The organism is Roseovarius sp. AK1035, assembly GCF_003288315.1.
GTDB classification, from domain to species: domain Bacteria; phylum Pseudomonadota; class Alphaproteobacteria; order Rhodobacterales; family Rhodobacteraceae; genus Roseovarius; species Roseovarius mucosus_A.
On sequence record NZ_CP030099.1, the window covers coordinates 1,351,540 to 1,371,090 of the forward strand.

Genomic DNA, 19,551 nt, shown 5'->3' on the forward strand with positions numbered 1-19,551 from the left:
CAAGCTGATTACCCGATGGGCGTGTTATGGTTTCCGCAAGGCGACATGAAACTCGTTGAACGGTGCCCGAGTTGGCACCATGCGATCCACACGCAGCGAGATATGACCCGCCGCGCCCAAAGTCTCAATCATGTTGGAAAACTCTGAATCCGAGAACACATTGCAATGCACATCAACATAAGAGCGCGTTGCCTGAAGGGCGAATTCCTGTGCTTGTTCCGCGGTGAACCGGCGCTCTCCAACCGCATCGTTGTGGTTCGCCCACACCTTTCCCGCGTCAACCTTTCGATTGAACGTGAAATGTTCCAGCACCGTGTCCGAGGCAGGGCGCGTGATCCGAAGTTTGTGGCGCGTTTCTAGCTGTGAGAGCGTCGTTGTGGGGCGGTCGATGTCATACGTAAACCTGCGATCCGGATAGAAACATAGAAACAGACCGCCGGGTTTGAGCACGCGTTCAATCCCCTTGAGTGACGATATCATATCAGGAACATGCTCAAGGACATGCGCACAAAAGACGAAATCCAGCGTTTCATGTGCGACAACGGCATCCAGATGCTGATTGCCAAGCACATAATCCAGCGGAACGATATCTTCTTCTCTGTATATGTCGCCCTTTCTGACCAGTCGTTTCAGAAAATCTTCTGATTTGACATCGGCATAAAGCATGTTGGGATAGCTCTCGCGCCGAAAGACGGGGCGACAAAACGGGCCGATTTCCAAACCTCGACCATTCTCCAGCGCATAGGACTCAAGGAATTTCTTGCGCAATGCATCCTTGGGACGTCTTTTGGGGGGTGATGCATCAGGTCTCTTGTCAGAGTCAGGTTTTGTCTGGGAAGGCGAAGAATGAACCGACCACAAATTTGAAAAACGCTTTAACAGATGTCGCATCCAAAACCTATTCTGCGGCGTGTTACCAATGATCAGGATTTAGCACAGAAGCCGGTGAACAACAACGGAGCAGCAGGGCTTGGTCAGGCAGGTTCCATCACTCTTGCAGATGTAATGCCGCGAGAAACGCCGCGCCGAAGCGGTCGGCGTATTTCTCGCCCAGAAGACGTTGCATCTCTTGTGCGGTGCGGGGTCGCTGGCTGGCAACCTTGGCCAGGAGCGCGGAAGAGCAACTGAGCGGGCGGTCAATGCCCGTCTCTCCCCGGTTCAGATCGGCCTGCGCCTGCATCAGGCGGTCGTAGACCTCTCCAGCGGTGCTGCCGGCCAGTTTGCGGCGGGTGGGATGCACAGGCTCTCGCGCGCCGGTGATGACTTCGAGGAATTCGGCGCCGAAGCGCTCCAGCTTTTTGGCGCCGACGCCGCTGATCCGGGCCATTTGATCCAGTGTTTCTGGCCGGGTTTCGGCCATCTCTATCAGGGTTCGGTCGTTGAAGACGATATAGGCGGGCACGCCTGCCGCCTCTGCCAAGGCACGGCGTTTGGCCTTGAGCGCCGAAAGGAGCGGCGCATCCTCGTCCGACACAAGCGCGCGCACAGCGGGGCGCGGGGTATGGTCGATCGTGTCGCGGCGCAGGGTCACGCCTTCTTCGCCACGCAGGATCGGGCGGGCGGTCTCTGTCATCACCAGCGCGCCATGCCGCTCACGGTCGGGCCGGATCAGGTCGTGGCCCATCATTTGGCGAAAAACCCCCTGCCAACCGCGTTTGTCCATGTCGCGCCCGACACCAAAGGTTGGCAGCGCCTCGTGGCCGCGTTGGCGCACCTTTTCGGTGGCGGTGCCGGTGAGGATGTCGATCAGATGGCCAGAGCCAAAGCTCTCACCGGTGCGCAGGATCGCCGAGAGCGCCTTGCGCACGGCCTCGGTGCCGTCAAACGTTTCGGGTGGGGTATCGCAGAGGTCACAATTGCCACAGGGTGTGGCCTGCTCGCCGAAATAGCGCAAGAGCGTGGCCCGGCGGCATTCCAGCGCCTCTGCCAAACCCAAAAGAGCATTGAGCCGCCCGTGATCGGCCATGCGCCGTTCCGGTGGGGCAAGCCCTTCGTCAATCTGGGTGCGGCGCAGGCGGATGTCGTCGGGACCAAAGAGCGTGAGGGTCTCGGCCGGTGCGCCATCGCGCCCGGCGCGGCCAATTTCCTGATAATAGCCTTCGATGGATTTGGGCAGGTCGGCATGTGCAACCCATCGGATATCCGGTTTGTCCACCCCCATGCCAAAGGCGACGGTGGCCACAACGATCAACCCATCCTCGCTGCTGAAGCGGCCTTCGACGATGCGCCGGGCCTCGGCCTCCATCCCGCCATGATAGGCGCAGGCAGAGTGCCCCGCATCCAATAGCGCGCGTGCGAGGGTTTCGGTCTTGGCGCGGGTGCCGCAATAGACGATGCCAGACTGTCCCTTGCGCGCGGCGGCAAAGGCCATGATCTGCGCGCGCGGATTGTCCTTGGCGGCAAAGGCCATATGGATATTGGGCCGGTCAAAGCCTTGCAAGAAGGTTTGTGGCGGCTGTCCGTCAAACAGTTTTTCGACGATCTCGTCACGGGTTTCGGCATCGGCGGTGGCGGTAAAGGCGGCAAGCGGCACATTGAGCGCGCGCCTGAGTTCCCCAATCCGCAAATAATCGGGGCGGAAATCATGGCCCCACTGGCTTACGCAATGGGCCTCGTCCACGGCGATGAGGCCCACGCCAATGCGGCGCAACATGCCAAGCGACGACCCCGCCGCCAGCCGTTCTGGCGCGATATAGAGCAGGCGCAAGCGCCCCGCCTCAAGTGCTTGCCAGACCTCGGCGGTTTCTTCGTCGGTATTCCCAGAGGTAAGCGCGCCCGCCTCGACACCCGCGGCGCGCAGGGCGCGGACCTGATCGCGCATCAGGGCGATGAGCGGTGAGATCACAACCGTCACCCCCTCGCGCATCAGCGCGGGGATTTGAAAGCAGAGGGATTTACCACCGCCCGTGGGCATGATTGCCAGCGTGTTGCAACCCGTGGCGACGGTGTGAATGATCTCTTCCTGCCCCGGACGAAAGGCATCGAATCCGAACACATCGCGCAATAGCGTGGCAGCGCCTGACATGAGACCCCTGTAAGTTTTGACTATATCTGCTCTTACAAGAGGTTTTTCACACTAAGATTAGGTGAACAAGCCCCGGCGATCAGTAAAACGCCGCCGCATTGTTGATCAGCACGATCCGCAGCGCGTAAACCGCGACCAGCACAACAAGCGGTGCAAGGTCGATGCCGGACATTGGCGGTAAAATCCGGCGCACACGGCCATAAATCGGCTCTAACAGGCGATTGAGACCATACCAGACCTGCGCGACGAATTGCTGCCGCAGGTTCAAAACCTGAAAATTGATCAGCCAAGACATGATCACATGCGCGATGATAAAGAACCACAGGATGTCGAGAAGGAGCATCAGGATCTGGAAAAGCGATTGCATTTGGCGAATATCCTCTGGGTCTAGCCGCCTATGACCTATGCAAGCCTGCGCCAAAGCGCAAGCCTGACGCGCGGTCGCGGTTGACGCATGAATGTGGCAATGCCAAGCCAGCCGCGAAGGAGATTGCCGATGTACCCCGTTCTGCGCCTGATGTGGCAGCTTTTCCTGCACCGCAAATCCCCGCGCCTCGCGCTTACGGGGACGCATGTTTCGCACCATATCTGCATGCCCTGGGACATCGATCTGTGGCGCGAGCTGAACAATGGTCGGACGCTGACGATCTTTGATCTGGGGCGAATACCCCTGGCGGGGCGTGTGGGGCTGATTGGCGCGCTCAAGCGCAATCGCTGGGGTTTGGCGATTGCCGGGGCGAGTGTGCGGTATCGCCGCCGGATCACCATGTTGGAGCGGATCGAAATGCGCTCTCGGTTGCTGTCATGGGATGACAAATTTGTCTATGTCGAGCAATCCATGTGGAAAGCATCTGGCGAATGTGCCAACCACATCTTGTTACGCGCGGCGATTACGGGGCGTGAGGGGATCATCGCCCCAGATCGCGTGGTGGCCGAATTAGGGCAAGACATAGCGGCGCCCGCATTGCCGGACTGGGCACAAGCGTGGATTGCTGCGGATGCCACACGTCCTTGGCCACCGATGCAGGATGCGCAGGAATAGCTTGCGCAAAGCCTGTGAGGGTTGTCATATCCCTTTGAAACAAAAGGGGTTAGGGCATGACAGGCGTATCGCCACGCAAGCGGATCTGGGGCTGGTATTTCTTTGACTGGGCCAGCCAACCCTATCACACGCTGCTCGTCACCTTTATCTTTGGCCCCTATTTCGCCTCGGTCGCGTCAGAGTATTTCATCGGCACGGGCCTGCCCGAAGAAGTGGCCGATGCGCAAGCACAGGCGATGTGGTCTTGGTGTCTGACGGCGACGGGGCTGATCATCGGGTTGGGGGCACCGTTTTTGGGGGCCTTTGCCGATACCACCGGGCGGCGATTGCCATGGATCATTGTGTTTTCAATGATTTACGTGATTGGTGCCACGGCGATTTGGGGCATGTTGCCGGATGGATCAAACCTTTGGTGGGGGCTCATTGCCTTTGGGTTCGGATTTGTCGGGGCGGAATACGCGCTGATTTTCATCAATTCGCAACTGCCCTCGCTCGGCAAGCCGGAGGAGGTGGGGGATATTTCTGGGTCGGGTTTTGCCTTTGGGTATCTGGGCGGGGTTCTGTCGCTCTTGATCGTGCTGGCGCTGTTTGTTGAGCAAGGAAGCGGCAAGACCCTGATCGGGCTTGATCCGATCCTTGGGCTGGATGCCACGCTGCGCGAAGGGACGCGGGCCGTGGGGCCATTCACGGCGCTTTGGTTCGTGGTCTTCATGGTGCCCTATTTCCTATGGGTGCGGGACATGGGCCCAAGGGGGCATGGCGGCGGCGTGGCGGTGGCGCTTGGAACATTAATGAAGACAATCAAGAGCTTGCGGCATCGGTTGAGCCTGAGCACCTATTTGGGATCGTCGATGTTCTACCGGGACGCGCTTAACGGATTGTACGGGTTTGGCGGCACCTATGCCATTCTGGTGCTGAACTGGTCGATCACCTCTGTCGGGGTGTTCGGGATCATCGGGGCGATTGCCGGGGCGGTGTTTAGCTGGTTGGGCGGCAAGGCGGACAAGCGGTTTGGGCCCAAGCCAGTGATCAAGGTCGCCATCTGGGCCTTGATCGGCGTCTGCGTCATCGTGGTGGGTATGGATCGCAGTCAGATTTTCGGGGTGCCCTTGGCGGAGGGATCCACGCTGCCGGATATGATCTTTTTCGGCTGTGGCGTATTGATCGGCGGCTTTGGCGGGGTGCTGCAAGCGTCTAGCCGGTCACTGATGGTGCGGCATACTGATCCGGCCTTACCCACTGAAAACTTTGGACTTTATGGGCTTTCGGGGCGGGCGACGGCGTTCATGGCACCGGCACTTATTGGCCTTGTGACCACGCTCAGCGGGTCGGCGCGCATCGGGGTGTCGCCTGTGATTTTGCTTTTTGTAATCGGCCTTGTTCTGCTACGCTGGGTCAAAGCGGAAGGGGACAAGGAAACATGGGTCGGATCGTAGCCGTCACGGCGCTTTTGCTTGGGCTTGCGGGCTGTATGCAGTCTAAACCGGAACCCGAAGCAACCGGCGTTTTGTCCAGCCAAAGCATCCCTGCGTCGATGCAAGGTATTCAAGCCAAACAACTTTTTGGTGCGCAGCGGGGTGCGTCCGAACATAGCCCGGCGGCCTATGGCAGCTACGCCAAGGGCTGTTTGGCGGGGGGCGTGGCCCTGCCTGAGAGCGGGCCTACGTGGCAGGCCATGCGCCTGAGCCGCAACCGCAACTGGGGGCACCCGGAAACCATTGATCTGGTTCAGAAATTGTCGCGCGTTGCGGCGCAGCAGCCGGGGTGGAGCGGCCTCTATGTGGGGGATATCAGTCAACCACGGGGTGGGCCGATGCTGACGGGACATGCCAGCCATCAGATGGGTTTGGATGCCGATATCTGGCTAAGACCGGCGGATAATCTAAACCTCAGCGTGGCGCAGAGAGAAAATATCTCTTCTATTTCAATGCAGAAGGCGAACGGGGCCTATACCAACAGCCAGTGGACCCGCGCCCATCACGAGATCGTCAAAGCCGCTGCCAAGGACCCGCGCACAGCCCGGATTTTCATTTTCGCCGGGGCCAAGGCGCAGATGTGCAAGGATGAACAGGGCAGTGATCGGGAGTGGCTGCGCAAGGTGCGGCCGTGGTATGGGCATCATTATCATTTTCATGTCAGGCTGAATTGTCCAAGCGGAACAACGGGTTGCGTGACGCAGGAGGCGATGCCGCCGGGGGATGGCTGTGCAGAGGCGGAACAGTGGGTGCGCAATATCCTCAATCCGCCGCCACCTGATCCCAATGCGCCTGCGCCCAAGCCCAAGCGCGAATTGACAATGGCGGATCTGCCGGGGCAGTGCGTCGCCGTTTTACAAGCCGAATAAATCAGCATGATGCGAGAAATTTTGCGGGCACCACATGATTTTGTTTTGACAAGCGCAAAATCTGTGGCAACCTATGGGTAAGTTCAACAAGCGAAAGGAGGTGGTCCAGTGTCTATAGAGGGATTGGAGCGAGGTGTCGGAACAGTTTGGGAGGTGATCGCCTAGGGCAGCCCCGAGGTGAAAACGACCTGAATTGGTGCGCCTAACCGGCCCACCTCCGCGACTTCTAGAGGGCCGTTCCCGGTTGGGACGGCCCTTTTGATTTGGATGGCGCAGCGTGTAAGCTTCGTAAGGTGTGTAAGGGGATTATGTAAGGTCGTGCGGCATTTCCGTACTCTGCCTGCCGTCGCGCGCAAGGGGGGCGGCCTGAGGCGCGGTTCAGATCCGGGGTGCGGGCCCTTGCAAGGGGGTTTGCCCGTGTCAGGCCAGTGGCAGGATCAGCGCGACCTGTAGCCCGTGAGAGGGGTGATTGCGCAACTCAAGCCGCCCGCCGGATTGTTCAGCAAAGCCCTTGACCATCGACAGCCCGAGACCTGAGCCCTCGCCCACCTGCTTGGTGGTAAAGAAAGGCTCTGTGATGCGGTCGATCATGGCGGGGGGCACGCCGGGGCCGGTATCCTCGATCAGGATTGCCACCTCGTGCGCGGCTGTGTCGACCACGGCCGAGAGCCGCAAAATGCCGCCTTCGGGGTGCATCGCATCGCGCGCGTTGATGGCGCAGTTCAAGAGCGCGGTTTCCAACAGCTGACGATCCGCGCGCAGGCTGAGGTCTGGCAGTGTGCCAGAGAGGGCGATGCGCACCGTTTCGGGCAAAAGGCGGCGCAGCGAAACCGCGAAGTCTTCGAGAAAGGGGCCAAGGGCGATATCGCTTCGCATCATTTGGGATTTGCGCGAGAAGGCCAGCAACTGCCGAACAAGATGGGCGGCGCGGTCTGTGCCGGCGCGGGCCTCGTCCAGCATGAGTTCGCGCTCTGCCAGATTGGGCAGTTCCGACGCGAGATCGAGATTGCCCCGGATCACGGTCAGGATGTTGTTGAAGTCATGGGCGATGCCGCTGGTCAGTTGACCGACCGCGCGCATCTTTTGCGATTGCACCTCGGCCTCTTGCGCGCTGCGCAGGGTCGCGCGGGTGCGCATCATCGAGAGATAGGTCATCATGTAATAGGCATTGATGCCGAACCCGGCAAAGACGATGGCGACCTGATGGCTTTGGGTCTCGGTCTTGGCGACAAAGGCCAGAACGATGCCTATGACACAGAGCGTGAGCAAGAGCGTATCCCACAGCGCCAGAAAAGTCAGATCGGTATGGCGGCTGAGATTGTAGAGGCCAAGGCCGATCAGCCCGCAAATGCCGATGAATTCATAAGCCCGGCTGTCGAGCGTGGTGAGATAGATGGTCATTGCCGCATACCACGTGGAAATGATCATACTCGCCAGAAAAAGCGCGCAATAGGCCCCGCGCGTCTTGGGCAAATTGGGTGCGCGCAGCACGAAGATATAGACACCGTTGAGCACGGTATAGACAAACCCCCAGATCAGCATGAGGGTTTGCCCCGTGCTGATCCACAAAAGGAGCGCCGCGCCGATGACGATGGCGTAGCGCGTGAGAATTTCCGTCACGGAGGTGGCATCCGCGTGTCGGAGGATCTCGATCTGGCGACGGTATTTAGCCGGGTCGGTCATGGCGGGCCTATGGGCGGACCTATGGGGATGAAACGAAAGGCACGTCCTGCGAGCATAGGCGAGATGCCCCGGACCACGCCACCGAAAGGTTGCAGGGCCGGAGCGGATCAGCGGTTAACGGCTATACTTGATGAATGGGGTCACGGTGGCGATGCGATCGTAAAGTTGACGCGCGGTGGTGTTGAACTCTTGCGTCATCCAGTAAACCGTTGGGCGGCCATCTGCATCGGCGCGGGCATAGACCGCCTCGATCAGGGCGCGGCCCACGCCAAGGCCGCGCGCTTCGGGGGCGGCGTAGAGATCCTGAAGGTAGCAGACCTGTTCCACACGCCAATTATGCGCGTGGTAGATATAATGCACGAGCCCGACCGGGCGACCGGCCAGAAGCGCAATCAGACCGTTCTGGTCGGGGTGATCCGGCGAGAGGAGGCGTGCAAAGGTGGTGTCATAAACCTGCTCTGGCAGGGTGGTTTCGTAGAAATCGAGATAGGCGCGCCAGAGATCGCCCCATGCGGGACGATCAGCGGGTTCTACCTGGCGGATGGTGAGGGCCGCGGTCATTCCGCTGCCACGGCCTGCGGATCGACCAGCGTGACGATATCCATCATAATGGTGTTCAACTCGAAATCCTTGGGTGTGTAGACCCGTGCCACGCCCATTTCGCGCAGGCGGCGGGCGTCATCCTCGGGGATGATGCCGCCGACGATCACGGGCACGTCGCCCAGACCAGCCGCGCGCATACGGTCCATCAGATCCTCGACCAGCGGCATATGGCTGCCTGAGAGGATCGAGAGGCCGACGACATGGGCGCGATCCTCGAGCGCGGCATTGACGATTTGTTCGGGGGTGAGGCGGATGCCCTCGTATCCGATATCCATGCCGCAATCGCGGGCGCGGCAGGCGATTTGTTCCGCCCCGTTGGAATGGCCATCAAGACCGGGTTTGCCCACAAGAAACTTGAGGCGTCGGCCAAGCCGGTCGGAAACCGCGCTGACGGCAGCGCGAATGTCATCCAACCCTTCGGTCCGGTTCGAGGGGCTGGCAGACACGCCGGTTGGTCCGCGATATTCGCCAAAGACGGCGCGCATCTGTGCGGCCCATTCGCCAGTGGTGACGCCGGCGCGGGCGCAGGCAATTGACGGCTCCATCACATTGCGCCCCTCTGCGGCGGCGGCACGCAGGGCGGCAAGTGCGGAGGTTACGGCGGCAGTGTCGCGCGCGGCGCGCCAGTCATTGAGCCGCGCGACCTGTTCGGCCTCGACCGCTGGATCAACGGTCATGATGCCGCCATCCTCGGTTTGCAATGGCGAGGGTTCGCCCGCCTGCCAGCGGTTGACGCCGACAACGATGGTCTCATTCCGCTCGATCCGGCCAAGGCGGTCTGCGTTCGACTCGACCAGACGGGACTTCATGTATTCGATGGCCGACACCGCGCCGCCCATGGACTCGAGATTGGCCAATTCGTGCCGTGCGCCATCCTTGAGCGCCTCGACCTTGGCATCCACAGCGGGGTTGCCATCGAAGAGGTCATCGAATTCCAAGAGGTCGGTTTCATAGGCGAGGATCTGTTGCATCCGCATCGACCATTGCTGATCCCAAGGGCGGGGCAGGCCCAATGCCTCGTTCCAGGCGGGCAGTTGCACCGCGCGGGCGCGGGCGCGTTTCGAGAGGGTGACGGCCAGCATCTCGATCAGTATGCGGTAGACGTTATTCTCGGGCTGCTGCTCGGTCAGGCCAAGGGAGTTGACCTGCACGCCGTAGCGGAAGCGGCGGTGTTTGGGATCGTCCACGCCGTAGCGGTCGCGCAGGATTTCATCCCAGAGATCAACGAAGGCGCGCATCTTGCACATTTCGGTCACGAACCGGATGCCCGCGTTGACAAAGAAGGAAATCCGCGACGCGAGCGCCGGGAAATCAGAGGCGGGCACGCGGGGGCGCAATTCGTCGAGGACGGCGATGGCGGTGGCGAGGGCAAAGGCCAGTTCCTGCTCGGGCGTGGCGCCTGCCTCTTGCAAATGGTAGGAACAGACGTTCATCGGATTCCATTTGGGCACATTGGTGTAGCAGTATTCGGCCACATCGCCGATCATCCGCAGGCTGGGCGCGGGCGGGCAGATATAGGTGCCCCGGCTGAGATATTCCTTGATCAGATCGTTCTGCACCGTGCCTTGCAGGGCGGTGACATCGGCGCCCTGCTCCTCGGCCACGGCGATATAGAGTGCCAGAAGCCACGGCGCGGTGGCGTTGATCGTCATCGAGGTGTTCATCTGGTCGAGCGGGATATCCGCGAAGAGCGCGCGCATGTCGCCCAAGTGGCAGACGGGCACGCCGACCTTGCCCACCTCGCCTTTGCTGAGGATATGATCGCTGTCATAGCCCGTTTGCGTGGGCAGATCGAAGGCCACCGACAGGCCGGTCTGCCCCTTGGCAAGATTGGCGCGGTAGAGAGCGTTGGATTTCGCGGCGGTGGAATGGCCCGCATAGGTGCGGATGAGCCAAGGCTTGTCCTTGGGGCGGTCTTGCTGCGGCTGCGACATACGGGGCCTCGTGAATCAGGGTGCGCAATTTTGTTACGTTTCGAGGGAGGGTATAGGCAAGAAGGTTGCGCTGTCAATTCGCTGCGTTGCGGCATGTGGGTGGGAGGTTTTTTGGGGAGGTCCTCGGGTCGAGCCCGAGGATGATGTTGCCATTTACCAAAACCAAAAACCCTGATTTGGTGGCGCTATGGGACAGACCGTGGACATGCCGCTCTGGGCGTTAGTGTTGTTGGTGGGGTTTGCGGCCGTCACCTTTGCCAGTCATTTTCTTTTTCCGTCGGTGCGATGGTTTCTGCGGCGCAGGCTGGAGCGGGCGGTGGCGCGGCTGAACACGCGGTTGCAGCGCCCGATTGAGCCATTCAAGCTGGCACGGCGTTATGACATGATCCAGCGGCTGATCTATGATCCCGAAGTGAGCCGCGCGATTGCTGCCCATGCGCAGGCCGAGGGCATCCCCGAAAACGTGGCGTTTGAGCAGGCCAAGCGCTATGCGCGTGAAATCGTGCCAAGCTTTTCCGCCACCGCCTATTTCGGCATTGCGATCAAGCTGGCGAAATGGCTGAGCCGGTCGCTGTATCGGGTGCGGTTGGGGCATTTCGACGAAGAGGCGCTGGCGGCGGTAGACCGCGAAGCGACGGTGGTTTTTGTGATGAACCACCGCAGCAATATGGATTATGTGCTGGTGACATGGCTGGCGGCAGAGCGGTCGGCGCTGAGCTATGCGGTGGGGGAATGGGCGCGGGTCTGGCCGCTGAGCCGGCTTATCAAGGCGATGGGAGCCTATTTCATCCGGCGCAAATCGCGCGGTGATCTTTATCGCCGGGTGCTGGCGCGCTATGTCGGGATGGCGACGGATGGGGGCGTGACACAGGCGATGTTTCCTGAGGGCGGGCTGAGCCTGACGGGGGGATTGCAGCCGCCCAAGCTGGGCCTCTTGAAATATATGGTGGAAGAGCGCAGCCCCGATGGGCGCGACGTGGTGTTTGTGCCGGTGGCGATCAATTATGACCGGGTCTTCGAGGATCGGTTGTTGGTGGCCGCAGCGGAAGCGGGCGGGCGGCGGTTTCCGGCGCGGATTTCTGTCGTTGCGGGATTCGTGCTCCGGCAGGTGTGGCTGCGGCTGCGGCGGCGCTATCACCGGCATGGCTATGCGGCGGTGAGTTTTGGCGCGCCGATGTCTTTGGCGGAGTTTGAGCGCGACCATCCGGAGGCAGGGCTAAGGGGGTTGGCGCGGGCCCTGATGGCGCGGATCGGGGCGGAAGTGCCGGTGTTGCCGGTGCCCTTGGTGGCGCGGGCATTGATGCAGGCCGAGGGGCCGCTGACGCGAGACGCTCTTGATGCGGCGGTGGCGGAGATGCTGGGCGCGGTGCCGCGCGCGCATGTGCATCTGCCGCGCAAGGATTTGGGATATGCGGCGCGGTTCGGGATTCAGGTGCTGCGCGAGCGCGGGATGATTGAAGAACGGCAGGGTGCCTTTGTGATCACCGAGGCAGAGCGGCCGGTGGTGGCCTATTATGCCGCGTCGATCGACCATCTATTTTGCGGGCGCAGCAGGGGATAGGCGGATTTTCTGCATCCGCTCGGTTATAAAATTACAAAAAATCACCAAATGCTATTGCATTATTACTTAGCCGTTTGTATTTCAGGGCAAGACGGACGATTCTGCATTGCGGCATTCTGAGACAGGAGGTTGACCATGGCCCTGGATACCAAGACGGGCATCGCGCCCTACGACGCCCCCGAAAAGGACCTGTATGAGGTAGGGGAAATGCCGCCCTTGGGCTATGTGCCCAAGAAAATGTACGCTTGGGCCATTCGCCGTGAGCGGCATGGCGAACCCGACGTGTCGTTTCAAAAAGAAGTGGTCGATGTCTGGGATATCGACAGCCAAGAGGTTCTGGTTCTGGTGATGGCGGCGGGCGTTAACTACAACGGTGTCTGGGCCGGTCTGGGCCAGCCGATCAGCCCCTTTGATGTGCACGGGCAGGATTATCACATCGCGGGGTCTGACGCCTCTGGGATCGTGTGGAAGGTGGGCGACAAGGTCAAGCGCTGGAAGGTCGGCGATGAGGTGGTGATCCACTGCAATCAGGACGACGGTGACGATGAGGATTGCAACGGTGGCGATCCGATGTTTTCGCCCACGCAGCGCATCTGGGGCTATGAGACCGGAGACGGGTCATTCGCGCAGTTCACCCGCGTGCAGGCGCAGCAATTGATGCCGCGGCCCAAGCATCTGACATGGGAAGAGAGTGCCTGCTATACGCTGACGCTGGCCACCGCCTATCGGATGCTGTTTGGCCATGCGCCGCATGATCTCAAGCCCGGTCAGAATGTTCTGGTCTGGGGCGCGTCGGGCGGTCTGGGCTCTTATGCGATCCAGCTGGCGAATACCGCCGGGGCCAACGCGATTGGCGTCATCTCGGACGAGAGCAAGCGGCAATTCGTGCTGGATCAGGGGGCCAAGGGCGTTATCAACCGCAAGGATTTCAACTGCTGGGGGCAACTGCCCAAGGTGAATTCGCCTGAGTATAACGATTGGCTGAAAGAGGCGCGCAAGTTTGGCAAAGCGATCTGGGACATCACCGGCAAGGGTGTGAGCGTCGATATGGTGTTCGAGCATCCCGGCGAGGCGACATTCCCGGTGTCATCGCTGGTGTGTAAAAAGGGCGGCATGGTGGTTATCTGCGCCGGGACGAGCGGTTTCAACTGTACCTTTGACGTGCGCTATATGTGGATGCATCAAAAGCGTTTGCAGGGCAGCCACTTTGCGCATCTCAAGCAGGCGGCGGCGGCCAATAAGCTGATGGTCGAGCGGCGGCTTGATCCCTGTATGTCCGAGGTGTTCCCGTGGGAAGAGATTCCGCAGGCGCATATCAAGATGCTGCGCAACGAGCATAAGCCGGGCAATATGGCGGTGTTGGTGCAGGCGCCACGCACCGGGCTGCGCACGGTGGAGGATGTGCTGGACGCCGGCCGGTAAGGCGCGTCTGGCAAAGGGAGGAGCGGCTCGCGGATCAGGAGGGGTTCGCGGGCCGATCTATTTTGAAGGGGTTGGGTGTGGCGCGGGAGAGGCCCCGGGGCGTGACCGAGTTAGGGGCGCGCCCTATTCCAGCGTGGCGATGGTGGCGCGCAGGGTGGCCAGCCCCTCGGATTTCTCGCTGGAGGTGAGGATCAGCTCGGGATAGGCGGCCGGATGCGGGGCAAGTTTGGCGCGCACTTGGTCCAACACGCGGTCGCGGTCGGCGGCGTTGATCTTATCCGTCTTGGTCAGCACGCATTGAAAGGTCACGGCGGAGGCGTCGAGGAGCGACATGATCTCTTCATCCACGGTTTTGATGCCGTGGCGCGCATCGACCAGCACAAAGGCGCGGCGCAGGGTTTGGCGACCTGACAGGTATTGCTTCAAGAGCGCCTGCCATTTTTGCACCACGGCGAGCGGCGCATTGGCATAGCCATAACCGGGAAGGTCGACGAGATAGTGGCTCTCGCCCAATGCGAAGAAGTTGATTTCCTGCGTGCGACCGGGGGTGTTGGAGGCGCGTGCAAGCGCCTTGCGGCCTGTGAGCGCGTTGATCAGGCTGGATTTCCCGACATTGGAGCGCCCGGCAAAGCAGACCTCGAGCCGGTCGGCGGGCGGCAGGCCGGACATGGCGACGACGCCTTTGACGAAATCAACCGGCCCAGCAAAGAGCTTGCGGCCCTGTTCGGAAATCTCGTGCTCAGGCTCTGGCGCGATGGGAAAACGCAGTTGCATCACAGCACCTCAAGCTGGTCGCCAAGGGCGATGGTGCCGCCGGTGATCACCTCGGCGTAAATGCCGAAATCCTGATGATCCCAGGTCTTGTTGAGGGCTGCCAGCGTGTCGAGGTCGCGCGCGCCGGTCGCCGGGTTGGCGGTGGTGGCCAAGCAGCGGCGGATCGGTTCACGCACGATCATTTCGGCGGTCCCGAGGCGCAGAGTTTTACCGATGAGGTCGAATTCGGCCCAAGGGGCAAGCCCGTCGAGATGGATGTTACAGCGCCAGCGTAGGGGTGACACATCGGCCCCCATCTTGTCTGCGAGGTCTGCGTTTGAGGCGAGGTTGAGCAGGCTCACCGACGGGTAGTCGGTATCGGTATAGCCGCGCCCATCAAGCCGGTAGAGGCGCAGGGGCTGCGTGCCCTCGGGTGGCATCAGGGGGCGCACCCAATCGAGAAACGCCTGCCCGTCGTGATCGGGATGAAAGGTCAGATCGGGGCGGTGGGGATGGGTGAGGGTGACGGTCTCAGCCGCCTCATCCAACTGCGCATTGATCGCCATGAGTGCGCCGGTCTTGGACCCGCGCGAAAAGTTGACGCAAGGCCCCCATTCGCCGTCCGTCAGCCGGGCGATTTCGAGGGCGACTGCCCAAAGACGGTCGCCGGGCATGGCCTGCCCGGCGGTCAGCGTGACGGTGCTCAGCGCTTCGCGCCCGTGGCTCTTGATCGGATGCCGCCAGAGGGCGCGAACCTCTGTCATTTTTTCTTGGGTGTTGTTTTGGGCGTGGATTCGGCCGCGGGTTTCTCTCGTTTGAAGCCCGAGGTGATATTGCCGAACACATCCGGTTTATAGCCTTGGCTGCGCATGATCATGTATTGCTGCGAGAAGGTGATCACGTTGTTGGCGATCCAGTAGATCACGAGGCCCGAGGCAAAGCTGCCCAGCATGAACATGAAGACCCAAGGCATCCAGGCAAAGATCATCTTTTGCGTGGGGTCGGTGGGTGACGGGTTCAGTTTCTGCTGCAACCACATCGAGATGCCCAAAGCCAAGGGCAGGATGCCAATGAAGATCAGCGCCATGATCGAGCCCGGTTCCGGCGCGGCCCAAGGCAGCACGCCCCAGAGGTTGAAGAGCGACGAAGGATCGGGAGCCGAGAGATCCTTGATCCAGCCGACCCAAGGCGCGTGGCGCAATTCGAGCGTGACGAAGATCACCTTGTAGAGCGAGAAGAAGATGGGAATTTGCAGCAGGATCGGCAGACAGCCCGCCGCCGGATTGACCTTTTCCCGCTTGTAGAGCTCCATCATTTCTTTCTGGAGTTTCTGGCGGTCATCGCCAGCGGTCTCTTTGATCTTCTCCATCTGCGGCTGGAGGTCTTTCATCTTGGCCATGGAGACGTAGGATTTATAGGCCAAGGGCAGCACAAGCGCCTTGATCAGCAGCGTCAGCGCGATGATCGCCCAGCCCATGTTGCCAATCAGGGCATTGAGCCAATGCAGCACCGCAAAGATCGGTTTGGTCAGGAAGAAGAACCAGCCCCAGTCAATGGAATCGAGAAAGCGGTCAACGCCCTGTTCGTTCTGATAGTGCCGGATCGTCGCCCATTCCTTGGCCCCGGCAAAGAGGCGGGTTTCGGCGCTTGCGGTCTGGCCCGGCTCGACCGTTTGGGTCGGTTGCACGGCTTCGGTCTGATAGATGCCGCGTTGCGGATCGAACTTGGCCACCGCCTTGAACGAGCTGCCCGCTGCGGGGATGAGGGTGGTCATCCAGTAGTGATCCGTAAAGCCGATCCAGCCATTCTCGGTCACTTGGGTGACTTCGGCGGGCGCACCTTCGCGGGCGTTGAAAGGGTATTCCTCGACATCGTCATAGTCGATTTCCGACAGGGTGCCATCCGCCATCATGATCAACCCCTCGTGGAGGATGAAGAAGTTCTTGAGGTCGGCGGGGCGGCCATGACGGGCGAGGATACCGTAAGGGGCAAGGCTGACGGCGGTTGCCCCGGTATTCTCGACCGACTGGCGGACGGAGAACATGAAATCCTCGTCGACGCTGAGTTCGCGGCGGAAGATCAGGCCTGCGCCATTGTCCCACGAGAGGGTGACGGGCGTGCTTGTCGTCAGTTTTTCGCCGCTCTCGACCTGCCAGAGCGTGTTCGCGCCGGGCACTTGATCGGGGGTCAGGCCAGCGCCGGGCGCCCAGCCATAAAGGGCGTAATAGGGTGTTTCGTTGCCGACAGGGGCCATCAGGCGCACGATCTCTGACGCCGGGTCGATCGTCTCGCGGTAATTCTTGAGGAAGATGTCGTCGATCCGGCCCCCTTGCAGGGAAATCGTGCCCTTCAGGCTGGGCGTGTCGATGGTAAGGCGCGGCGCGTCCGGCTCTGCCACGGGGGCTGCGGTTGTGGCGGTGGTCGCCTCTGCGCCGCCCGTGGCCGAGGGGGTGGGCAGGCTCTCGGTCGCCGTGGGTACGGCGGCGTTGGGATCGACCGGGGCAGGTTCGGGTGGTGGGAACATCACGAACCACACTAGAATCACGACGAAACTAAGTGCTGTTGCCAAGATAAGGTTCTTGTTCTGATCATCCATCGCCGATGGCCATCCCTGTATTACATGTCAGGGCGGTTCAACAGAGTGCGGCGGCAAAGGTCAAGGGGATTCCGGGGATTTTACCCCAAGGCGCGGGGATTCATCGCAGGGTTCAGCCCTTGGCGCGGGCGATCCGGGGCAAGGGGCCGAGTTTGGCGCGATGCGCCGCGATCCAGTCGGGCGTTGCCGCGAGGGGCATGGGGCGGGCGATGCCAAAGCCCTGCACATGGGCGCAGCCCAGTTGCGCGAGCATGGCAAGTTCGCCCGCTGTTTCGACCCCTTCGGCAAGTGTGGCGAGGCCAAGACGGTCAGCCATCGACAGGATGGCCCCCACCATGCGCTGTTGGTCCGGGTCGCGGTCAATGGCGGTGACATAGGACCGGTCGATCTTGAGCCGGTTGACGGCAAAGCGGCGGATCGTGGCGAGCGAGGCGTGGCCGGTGCCGTAATCGTCAAGGTCAATGGGGCAGCCCATGCGTGCCAGTGCCGCGATATTGCGGGTGATGACATCGTCGGCAGAGGTGGCAACCACGGTTTCCAGCACTTCGATCACCAGCCGATGGGCGGGCAGGTCGCAGCGATCCAGCTCCCAGGCGAATTTCTCGGGCAGGGTGGGATTGCGCAATTCCTCGGGAGAGAGGTTGAGGCCGACGCAGGGTATATCGAGGCCGAGGTGATCCCATGTTTGCAGGGCGCGGAGCGCATTGGCGAGCATGGCATCGCCCAGCACCTCCATCCGGCCCGAGGCGGCGAGCAGCGGCAGGAATTCCGCAGGCGCGATCAAGCCTGCTGTGGGGTGCTGCCAACGTGCAAGCGCCTCGAACCCGGTGATTTGGCCGGTATCGGTGCAAATCTGCGGCTGGAACCATGTGATTAGCCGCCCCTCTTGCAGGGCTGTTGTTACCTCTTGTGCAAGTGCGCGCGGCGGAGGCGTAGGTGCGGCCATGCCGCGGCCATAGGCGCGGATCGCCGCAGGCCCGTGGCGCTGCGCCTCATGCAGGGCGGTGTGGCAGGCGTCATAAAGGGCTGTGGCGGTGCGCGCGGGGGCCTGTGCATCAAGACAAAGGCCCAGCGAGGCCGAGATATGCAGCGTGGTGGCATCGAGCGCGATAGGCTCTGCCAGTGCCGTGCGCAGCCGCTCGGCCAAGGCCAGAAGCGGGCCCAGCGTGAGGCCGGGCTTGGGCGCCAAGAGCACCCCAAGCCGCCCGTCGCCAAGATCGAAAAGCTGATCCGCGGGCCGCAGCATGCGCGCGAGGCGTTCAAGGCTTTGAAGGATCACACGGTCGGCGGCGGCAAGGCCGTGGCGATGCGTCAGCGTCTCGAATTCGTCGATCTGAAGAAGCAGGCAGGCGGTGCGTGTGCCCCCCTGCCGCGTGTTGGAGAGGCTATCGGCGATGGCGGCGCGCAGGGGCGCGCTGCGCGCGGCCTCATCCGTCAGGGGTGGGGTTTGACGGCGGTCCGATAGGGCAAGCGCCAGAAGGGTGAGCGGTAGCGCCAAGAGCAGGGCCGCAAGCCCGAACCAGTGGGTTGCCAGACCCGCCGCCGCGATCAGCGCCAGCGATTGCGGCCAATGGCGCGCGCGCAGCCGTGCCGCAATCCCTGCAATCCGTTCTTGCCCTGCTGTGACCATCAACCCTTGTCCCGCAATCTGGCGATGAGCCTAGCGCGGTGGGGGTTAACGGAGTTTGGGCAAGCCTTCGGGATTTGCGTCGGATTTTATCGATTCGGTGGTCAGGCCCGCGAAATCGAACAATTTGGGATCAAGCAGATGCGAGGGCCGCGCGTTCATCAGCGCGCGGAACATGACCTGACGGCGGCCGGGGCTGCGCGCTTCCCAGCTGTCGAGGATTTGTTTGACCTGCTGGCGTTGCAGCCCATCCTGAGACCCGCAAAGGTCACAGGGGATGATCGGGTAATTCATGGCGCGGGCGAACCGCTCGCAATCCTCTTCGGCGACATGCGCAAGCGGGCGGTAGAGGAACAAATCGCCCTCTTCGTTCACCAGCTTGGGCGGCATGGTGGCAAGCCGCCCACCGTGAAAGAGGTTCATGAAGAAGGTTTCGAGAATGTCATCGCGGTGATGGCCGAGCACGACCGCTGTGCAGCCCTCTTCGCGGGCGATGCGGTAGAGATTTCCCCGGCGCAGGCGCGAACAGAGCGCGCAATAGGTGCGCCCGGCAGGCACCTTGTCCATGACGATGGAATAGGTGTCCTGATATTCGATGCGGTGGGGCACCTGCATACGGCTGAGAAAATCCGGCAGGACGGTGGCCGGGAAACCGGGCTGGCCCTGATCGAGATTGCAGGCCAAAAGCTCTACCGGCAAAAGGCCGCGCCATTTGAGTTCGTAGAGTACGGCGAGCAGGGTGTAGCTATCCTTGCCACCCGAGAGGCACACGAGCCATTTGCCGCCCGGCGCGATCATGCCATATTGCTCGATCGCCTCGCGGGTATGGCGCACGATCCGTTTGCGCAGCTTTTTGAATTCGGTGCTGCTGGGCGCGCCGTGGAATAGCGGATGGATCTCTTCGGACTCGTCTAGCATGGGCTGGCTTTAGGGGTTTTACGGGGGGCAGGCAAGTGGGGGG

The 19,551-nt window shown here is 61.3% G+C and carries 16 protein-coding genes; 5 read left to right on the forward strand and 11 right to left on the reverse strand.

Features of this window, described 5'->3' with window-relative positions; all coding sequences use genetic code 11:
- Positions 1 to 24: 24 nt before the first annotated feature.
- From RAK1035_RS06525 to RAK1035_RS06535, 3 genes are all read right to left on the reverse strand, one after another.
- The gene (locus RAK1035_RS06525) at positions 25 to 891 is read right to left on the reverse strand and encodes a class I SAM-dependent methyltransferase (protein WP_083803324.1); all 867 of its coding nucleotides are present in this window, start codon (positions 889 to 891) and stop codon (positions 25 to 27) included.
- A gap of 97 nt (positions 892 to 988) precedes the next feature.
- Positions 989 to 3,025 (reverse strand): DNA helicase RecQ, encoded by a 2,037-nt coding sequence (gene recQ / locus RAK1035_RS06530; protein ID WP_008281334.1) that lies wholly within the window; start codon positions 3,023 to 3,025, stop codon positions 989 to 991.
- 79 nt (positions 3,026 to 3,104) lie between these two features.
- Positions 3,105 to 3,392: a YggT family protein gene (locus RAK1035_RS06535; protein ID WP_008281335.1), complete on the reverse strand. Its 288-nt coding sequence runs from the start codon at positions 3,390 to 3,392 to the stop codon at positions 3,105 to 3,107.
- Between the two features lie 129 nt (positions 3,393 to 3,521).
- Here RAK1035_RS06535 and RAK1035_RS06540 point away from each other — a divergent pair, with 129 nt between their 5' ends.
- Genes RAK1035_RS06540 through mepA form a run of 3 tightly spaced genes read left to right on the forward strand, consistent with a single transcriptional unit; the run spans position 3,522 to position 6,411 of the window.
- Positions 3,522 to 4,067 carry an acyl-CoA thioesterase gene (locus RAK1035_RS06540; protein WP_008281336.1) on the forward strand — a complete coding sequence of 182 codons (546 nt, stop codon included), beginning with the start codon at positions 3,522 to 3,524 and terminating at the stop codon, positions 4,065 to 4,067.
- 56 nt (positions 4,068 to 4,123) lie between these two features.
- Entirely contained in the window at positions 4,124 to 5,503 is a 1,380-nt protein-coding gene (locus RAK1035_RS06545; RefSeq protein ID WP_008281337.1) for an MFS transporter, read from the forward strand.
- Positions 5,488 to 6,411, forward strand: a complete 924-nt coding sequence (gene mepA, locus RAK1035_RS06550; RefSeq protein WP_008281338.1) for a penicillin-insensitive murein endopeptidase — start codon at positions 5,488 to 5,490, stop codon at positions 6,409 to 6,411. Before RAK1035_RS06545 ends, mepA begins: the two co-directional genes overlap by 16 nt.
- Positions 6,412 to 6,831: 420 nt before the next feature.
- Here mepA and RAK1035_RS06555 read toward each other — a convergent pair whose 3' ends face one another.
- The 3 genes from RAK1035_RS06555 to RAK1035_RS06565 form a co-directional block, all read right to left on the reverse strand.
- A complete protein-coding gene (locus RAK1035_RS06555; RefSeq protein WP_008281339.1) occupies positions 6,832 to 8,094 on the reverse strand; it encodes a sensor histidine kinase in 1,263 nt (420 codons plus the stop codon).
- 114 nt (positions 8,095 to 8,208) lie between these two features.
- Positions 8,209 to 8,655, reverse strand: a complete 447-nt coding sequence (locus tag RAK1035_RS06560) for a GNAT family N-acetyltransferase (protein WP_008281340.1) — start codon at positions 8,653 to 8,655, stop codon at positions 8,209 to 8,211.
- The gene (locus RAK1035_RS06565; protein WP_008281341.1) at positions 8,652 to 10,631 is read right to left on the reverse strand and encodes a protein meaA; all 1,980 of its coding nucleotides are present in this window, start codon (positions 10,629 to 10,631) and stop codon (positions 8,652 to 8,654) included. The genes RAK1035_RS06560 and RAK1035_RS06565 overlap by 4 nt, the downstream gene beginning before the upstream one ends.
- A gap of 187 nt (positions 10,632 to 10,818) precedes the next feature.
- Between RAK1035_RS06565 and RAK1035_RS06570 the strand changes: the two genes are divergently transcribed.
- Both RAK1035_RS06570 and ccrA read left to right on the forward strand, forming a co-directional pair.
- Positions 10,819 to 12,192, forward strand: coding sequence for a 1-acyl-sn-glycerol-3-phosphate acyltransferase (locus RAK1035_RS06570; RefSeq protein ID WP_008281342.1), 1,374 nt, complete (start codon positions 10,819 to 10,821; stop codon positions 12,190 to 12,192).
- Between the two features lie 135 nt (positions 12,193 to 12,327).
- On the forward strand, positions 12,328 to 13,614 hold the full coding sequence (gene ccrA, locus RAK1035_RS06575; protein ID WP_008281344.1) for a crotonyl-CoA carboxylase/reductase: 1,287 nt from the start codon (positions 12,328 to 12,330) through the stop codon (positions 13,612 to 13,614).
- A 123-nt stretch (positions 13,615 to 13,737) separates the two neighbouring features.
- Here ccrA and yihA read toward each other — a convergent pair whose 3' ends face one another.
- From yihA to ttcA, 5 genes are all read right to left on the reverse strand, one after another.
- Positions 13,738 to 14,388 carry a ribosome biogenesis GTP-binding protein YihA/YsxC gene (gene yihA / locus RAK1035_RS06580; RefSeq protein WP_008281345.1) on the reverse strand — a complete coding sequence of 217 codons (651 nt, stop codon included), beginning with the start codon at positions 14,386 to 14,388 and terminating at the stop codon, positions 13,738 to 13,740.
- Positions 14,388 to 15,131: an MOSC domain-containing protein gene (locus RAK1035_RS06585; protein WP_008281346.1), complete on the reverse strand. Its 744-nt coding sequence runs from the start codon at positions 15,129 to 15,131 to the stop codon at positions 14,388 to 14,390. Before RAK1035_RS06585 ends, yihA begins: the two co-directional genes overlap by 1 nt.
- A complete protein-coding gene (yidC, locus tag RAK1035_RS06590) occupies positions 15,128 to 16,963 on the reverse strand; it encodes a membrane protein insertase YidC (RefSeq protein ID WP_008281347.1) in 1,836 nt (611 codons plus the stop codon). Before yidC ends, RAK1035_RS06585 begins: the two co-directional genes overlap by 4 nt.
- Positions 16,964 to 17,075: 112 nt before the next feature.
- Positions 17,076 to 18,593, reverse strand: a complete 1,518-nt coding sequence (locus RAK1035_RS06595; protein WP_008281348.1) for a putative bifunctional diguanylate cyclase/phosphodiesterase — start codon at positions 18,591 to 18,593, stop codon at positions 17,076 to 17,078.
- A 45-nt stretch (positions 18,594 to 18,638) separates the two neighbouring features.
- Positions 18,639 to 19,508, reverse strand: coding sequence for a tRNA 2-thiocytidine(32) synthetase TtcA (gene ttcA / locus RAK1035_RS06600; protein ID WP_008281349.1), 870 nt, complete (start codon positions 19,506 to 19,508; stop codon positions 18,639 to 18,641).
- Between the last annotated feature and the right edge of the window lie 43 nt (positions 19,509 to 19,551).

Excerpts from the sequence above, each read along its gene's own strand:
- RAK1035_RS06525 (WP_083803324.1), bottom strand. The coding sequence starts at position 891 with ATGCGACATCTGTTAAAGCGTTTTTCAAATTTGTGGTCGGTTCATTCT.
- recQ (WP_008281334.1), bottom strand. The coding sequence starts at position 3,025 with ATGTCAGGCGCTGCCACGCTATTGCGCGATGTGTTCGGATTCGATGCC.
- RAK1035_RS06535 (WP_008281335.1), bottom strand. The coding sequence starts at position 3,392 with ATGCAATCGCTTTTCCAGATCCTGATGCTCCTTCTCGACATCCTGTGG.
- RAK1035_RS06540 (WP_008281336.1), top strand. The coding sequence starts at position 3,522 with ATGTACCCCGTTCTGCGCCTGATGTGGCAGCTTTTCCTGCACCGCAAA.
- RAK1035_RS06545 (WP_008281337.1), top strand. The coding sequence starts at position 4,124 with ATGACAGGCGTATCGCCACGCAAGCGGATCTGGGGCTGGTATTTCTTT.
- mepA (WP_008281338.1), top strand. The coding sequence starts at position 5,488 with ATGGGTCGGATCGTAGCCGTCACGGCGCTTTTGCTTGGGCTTGCGGGC.
- RAK1035_RS06555 (WP_008281339.1), bottom strand. The coding sequence starts at position 8,094 with ATGACCGACCCGGCTAAATACCGTCGCCAGATCGAGATCCTCCGACAC.
- RAK1035_RS06560 (WP_008281340.1), bottom strand. The coding sequence starts at position 8,655 with ATGACCGCGGCCCTCACCATCCGCCAGGTAGAACCCGCTGATCGTCCC.
- RAK1035_RS06565 (WP_008281341.1), bottom strand. The coding sequence starts at position 10,631 with ATGTCGCAGCCGCAGCAAGACCGCCCCAAGGACAAGCCTTGGCTCATC.
- RAK1035_RS06570 (WP_008281342.1), top strand. The coding sequence starts at position 10,819 with ATGGGACAGACCGTGGACATGCCGCTCTGGGCGTTAGTGTTGTTGGTG.
- ccrA (WP_008281344.1), top strand. The coding sequence starts at position 12,328 with ATGGCCCTGGATACCAAGACGGGCATCGCGCCCTACGACGCCCCCGAA.
- yihA (WP_008281345.1), bottom strand. The coding sequence starts at position 14,388 with ATGCAACTGCGTTTTCCCATCGCGCCAGAGCCTGAGCACGAGATTTCC.
- RAK1035_RS06585 (WP_008281346.1), bottom strand. The coding sequence starts at position 15,131 with ATGACAGAGGTTCGCGCCCTCTGGCGGCATCCGATCAAGAGCCACGGG.
- yidC (WP_008281347.1), bottom strand. The coding sequence starts at position 16,963 with ATGGATGATCAGAACAAGAACCTTATCTTGGCAACAGCACTTAGTTTC.
- RAK1035_RS06595 (WP_008281348.1), bottom strand. The coding sequence starts at position 18,593 with ATGGTCACAGCAGGGCAAGAACGGATTGCAGGGATTGCGGCACGGCTG.
- ttcA (WP_008281349.1), bottom strand. The coding sequence starts at position 19,508 with ATGCTAGACGAGTCCGAAGAGATCCATCCGCTATTCCACGGCGCGCCC.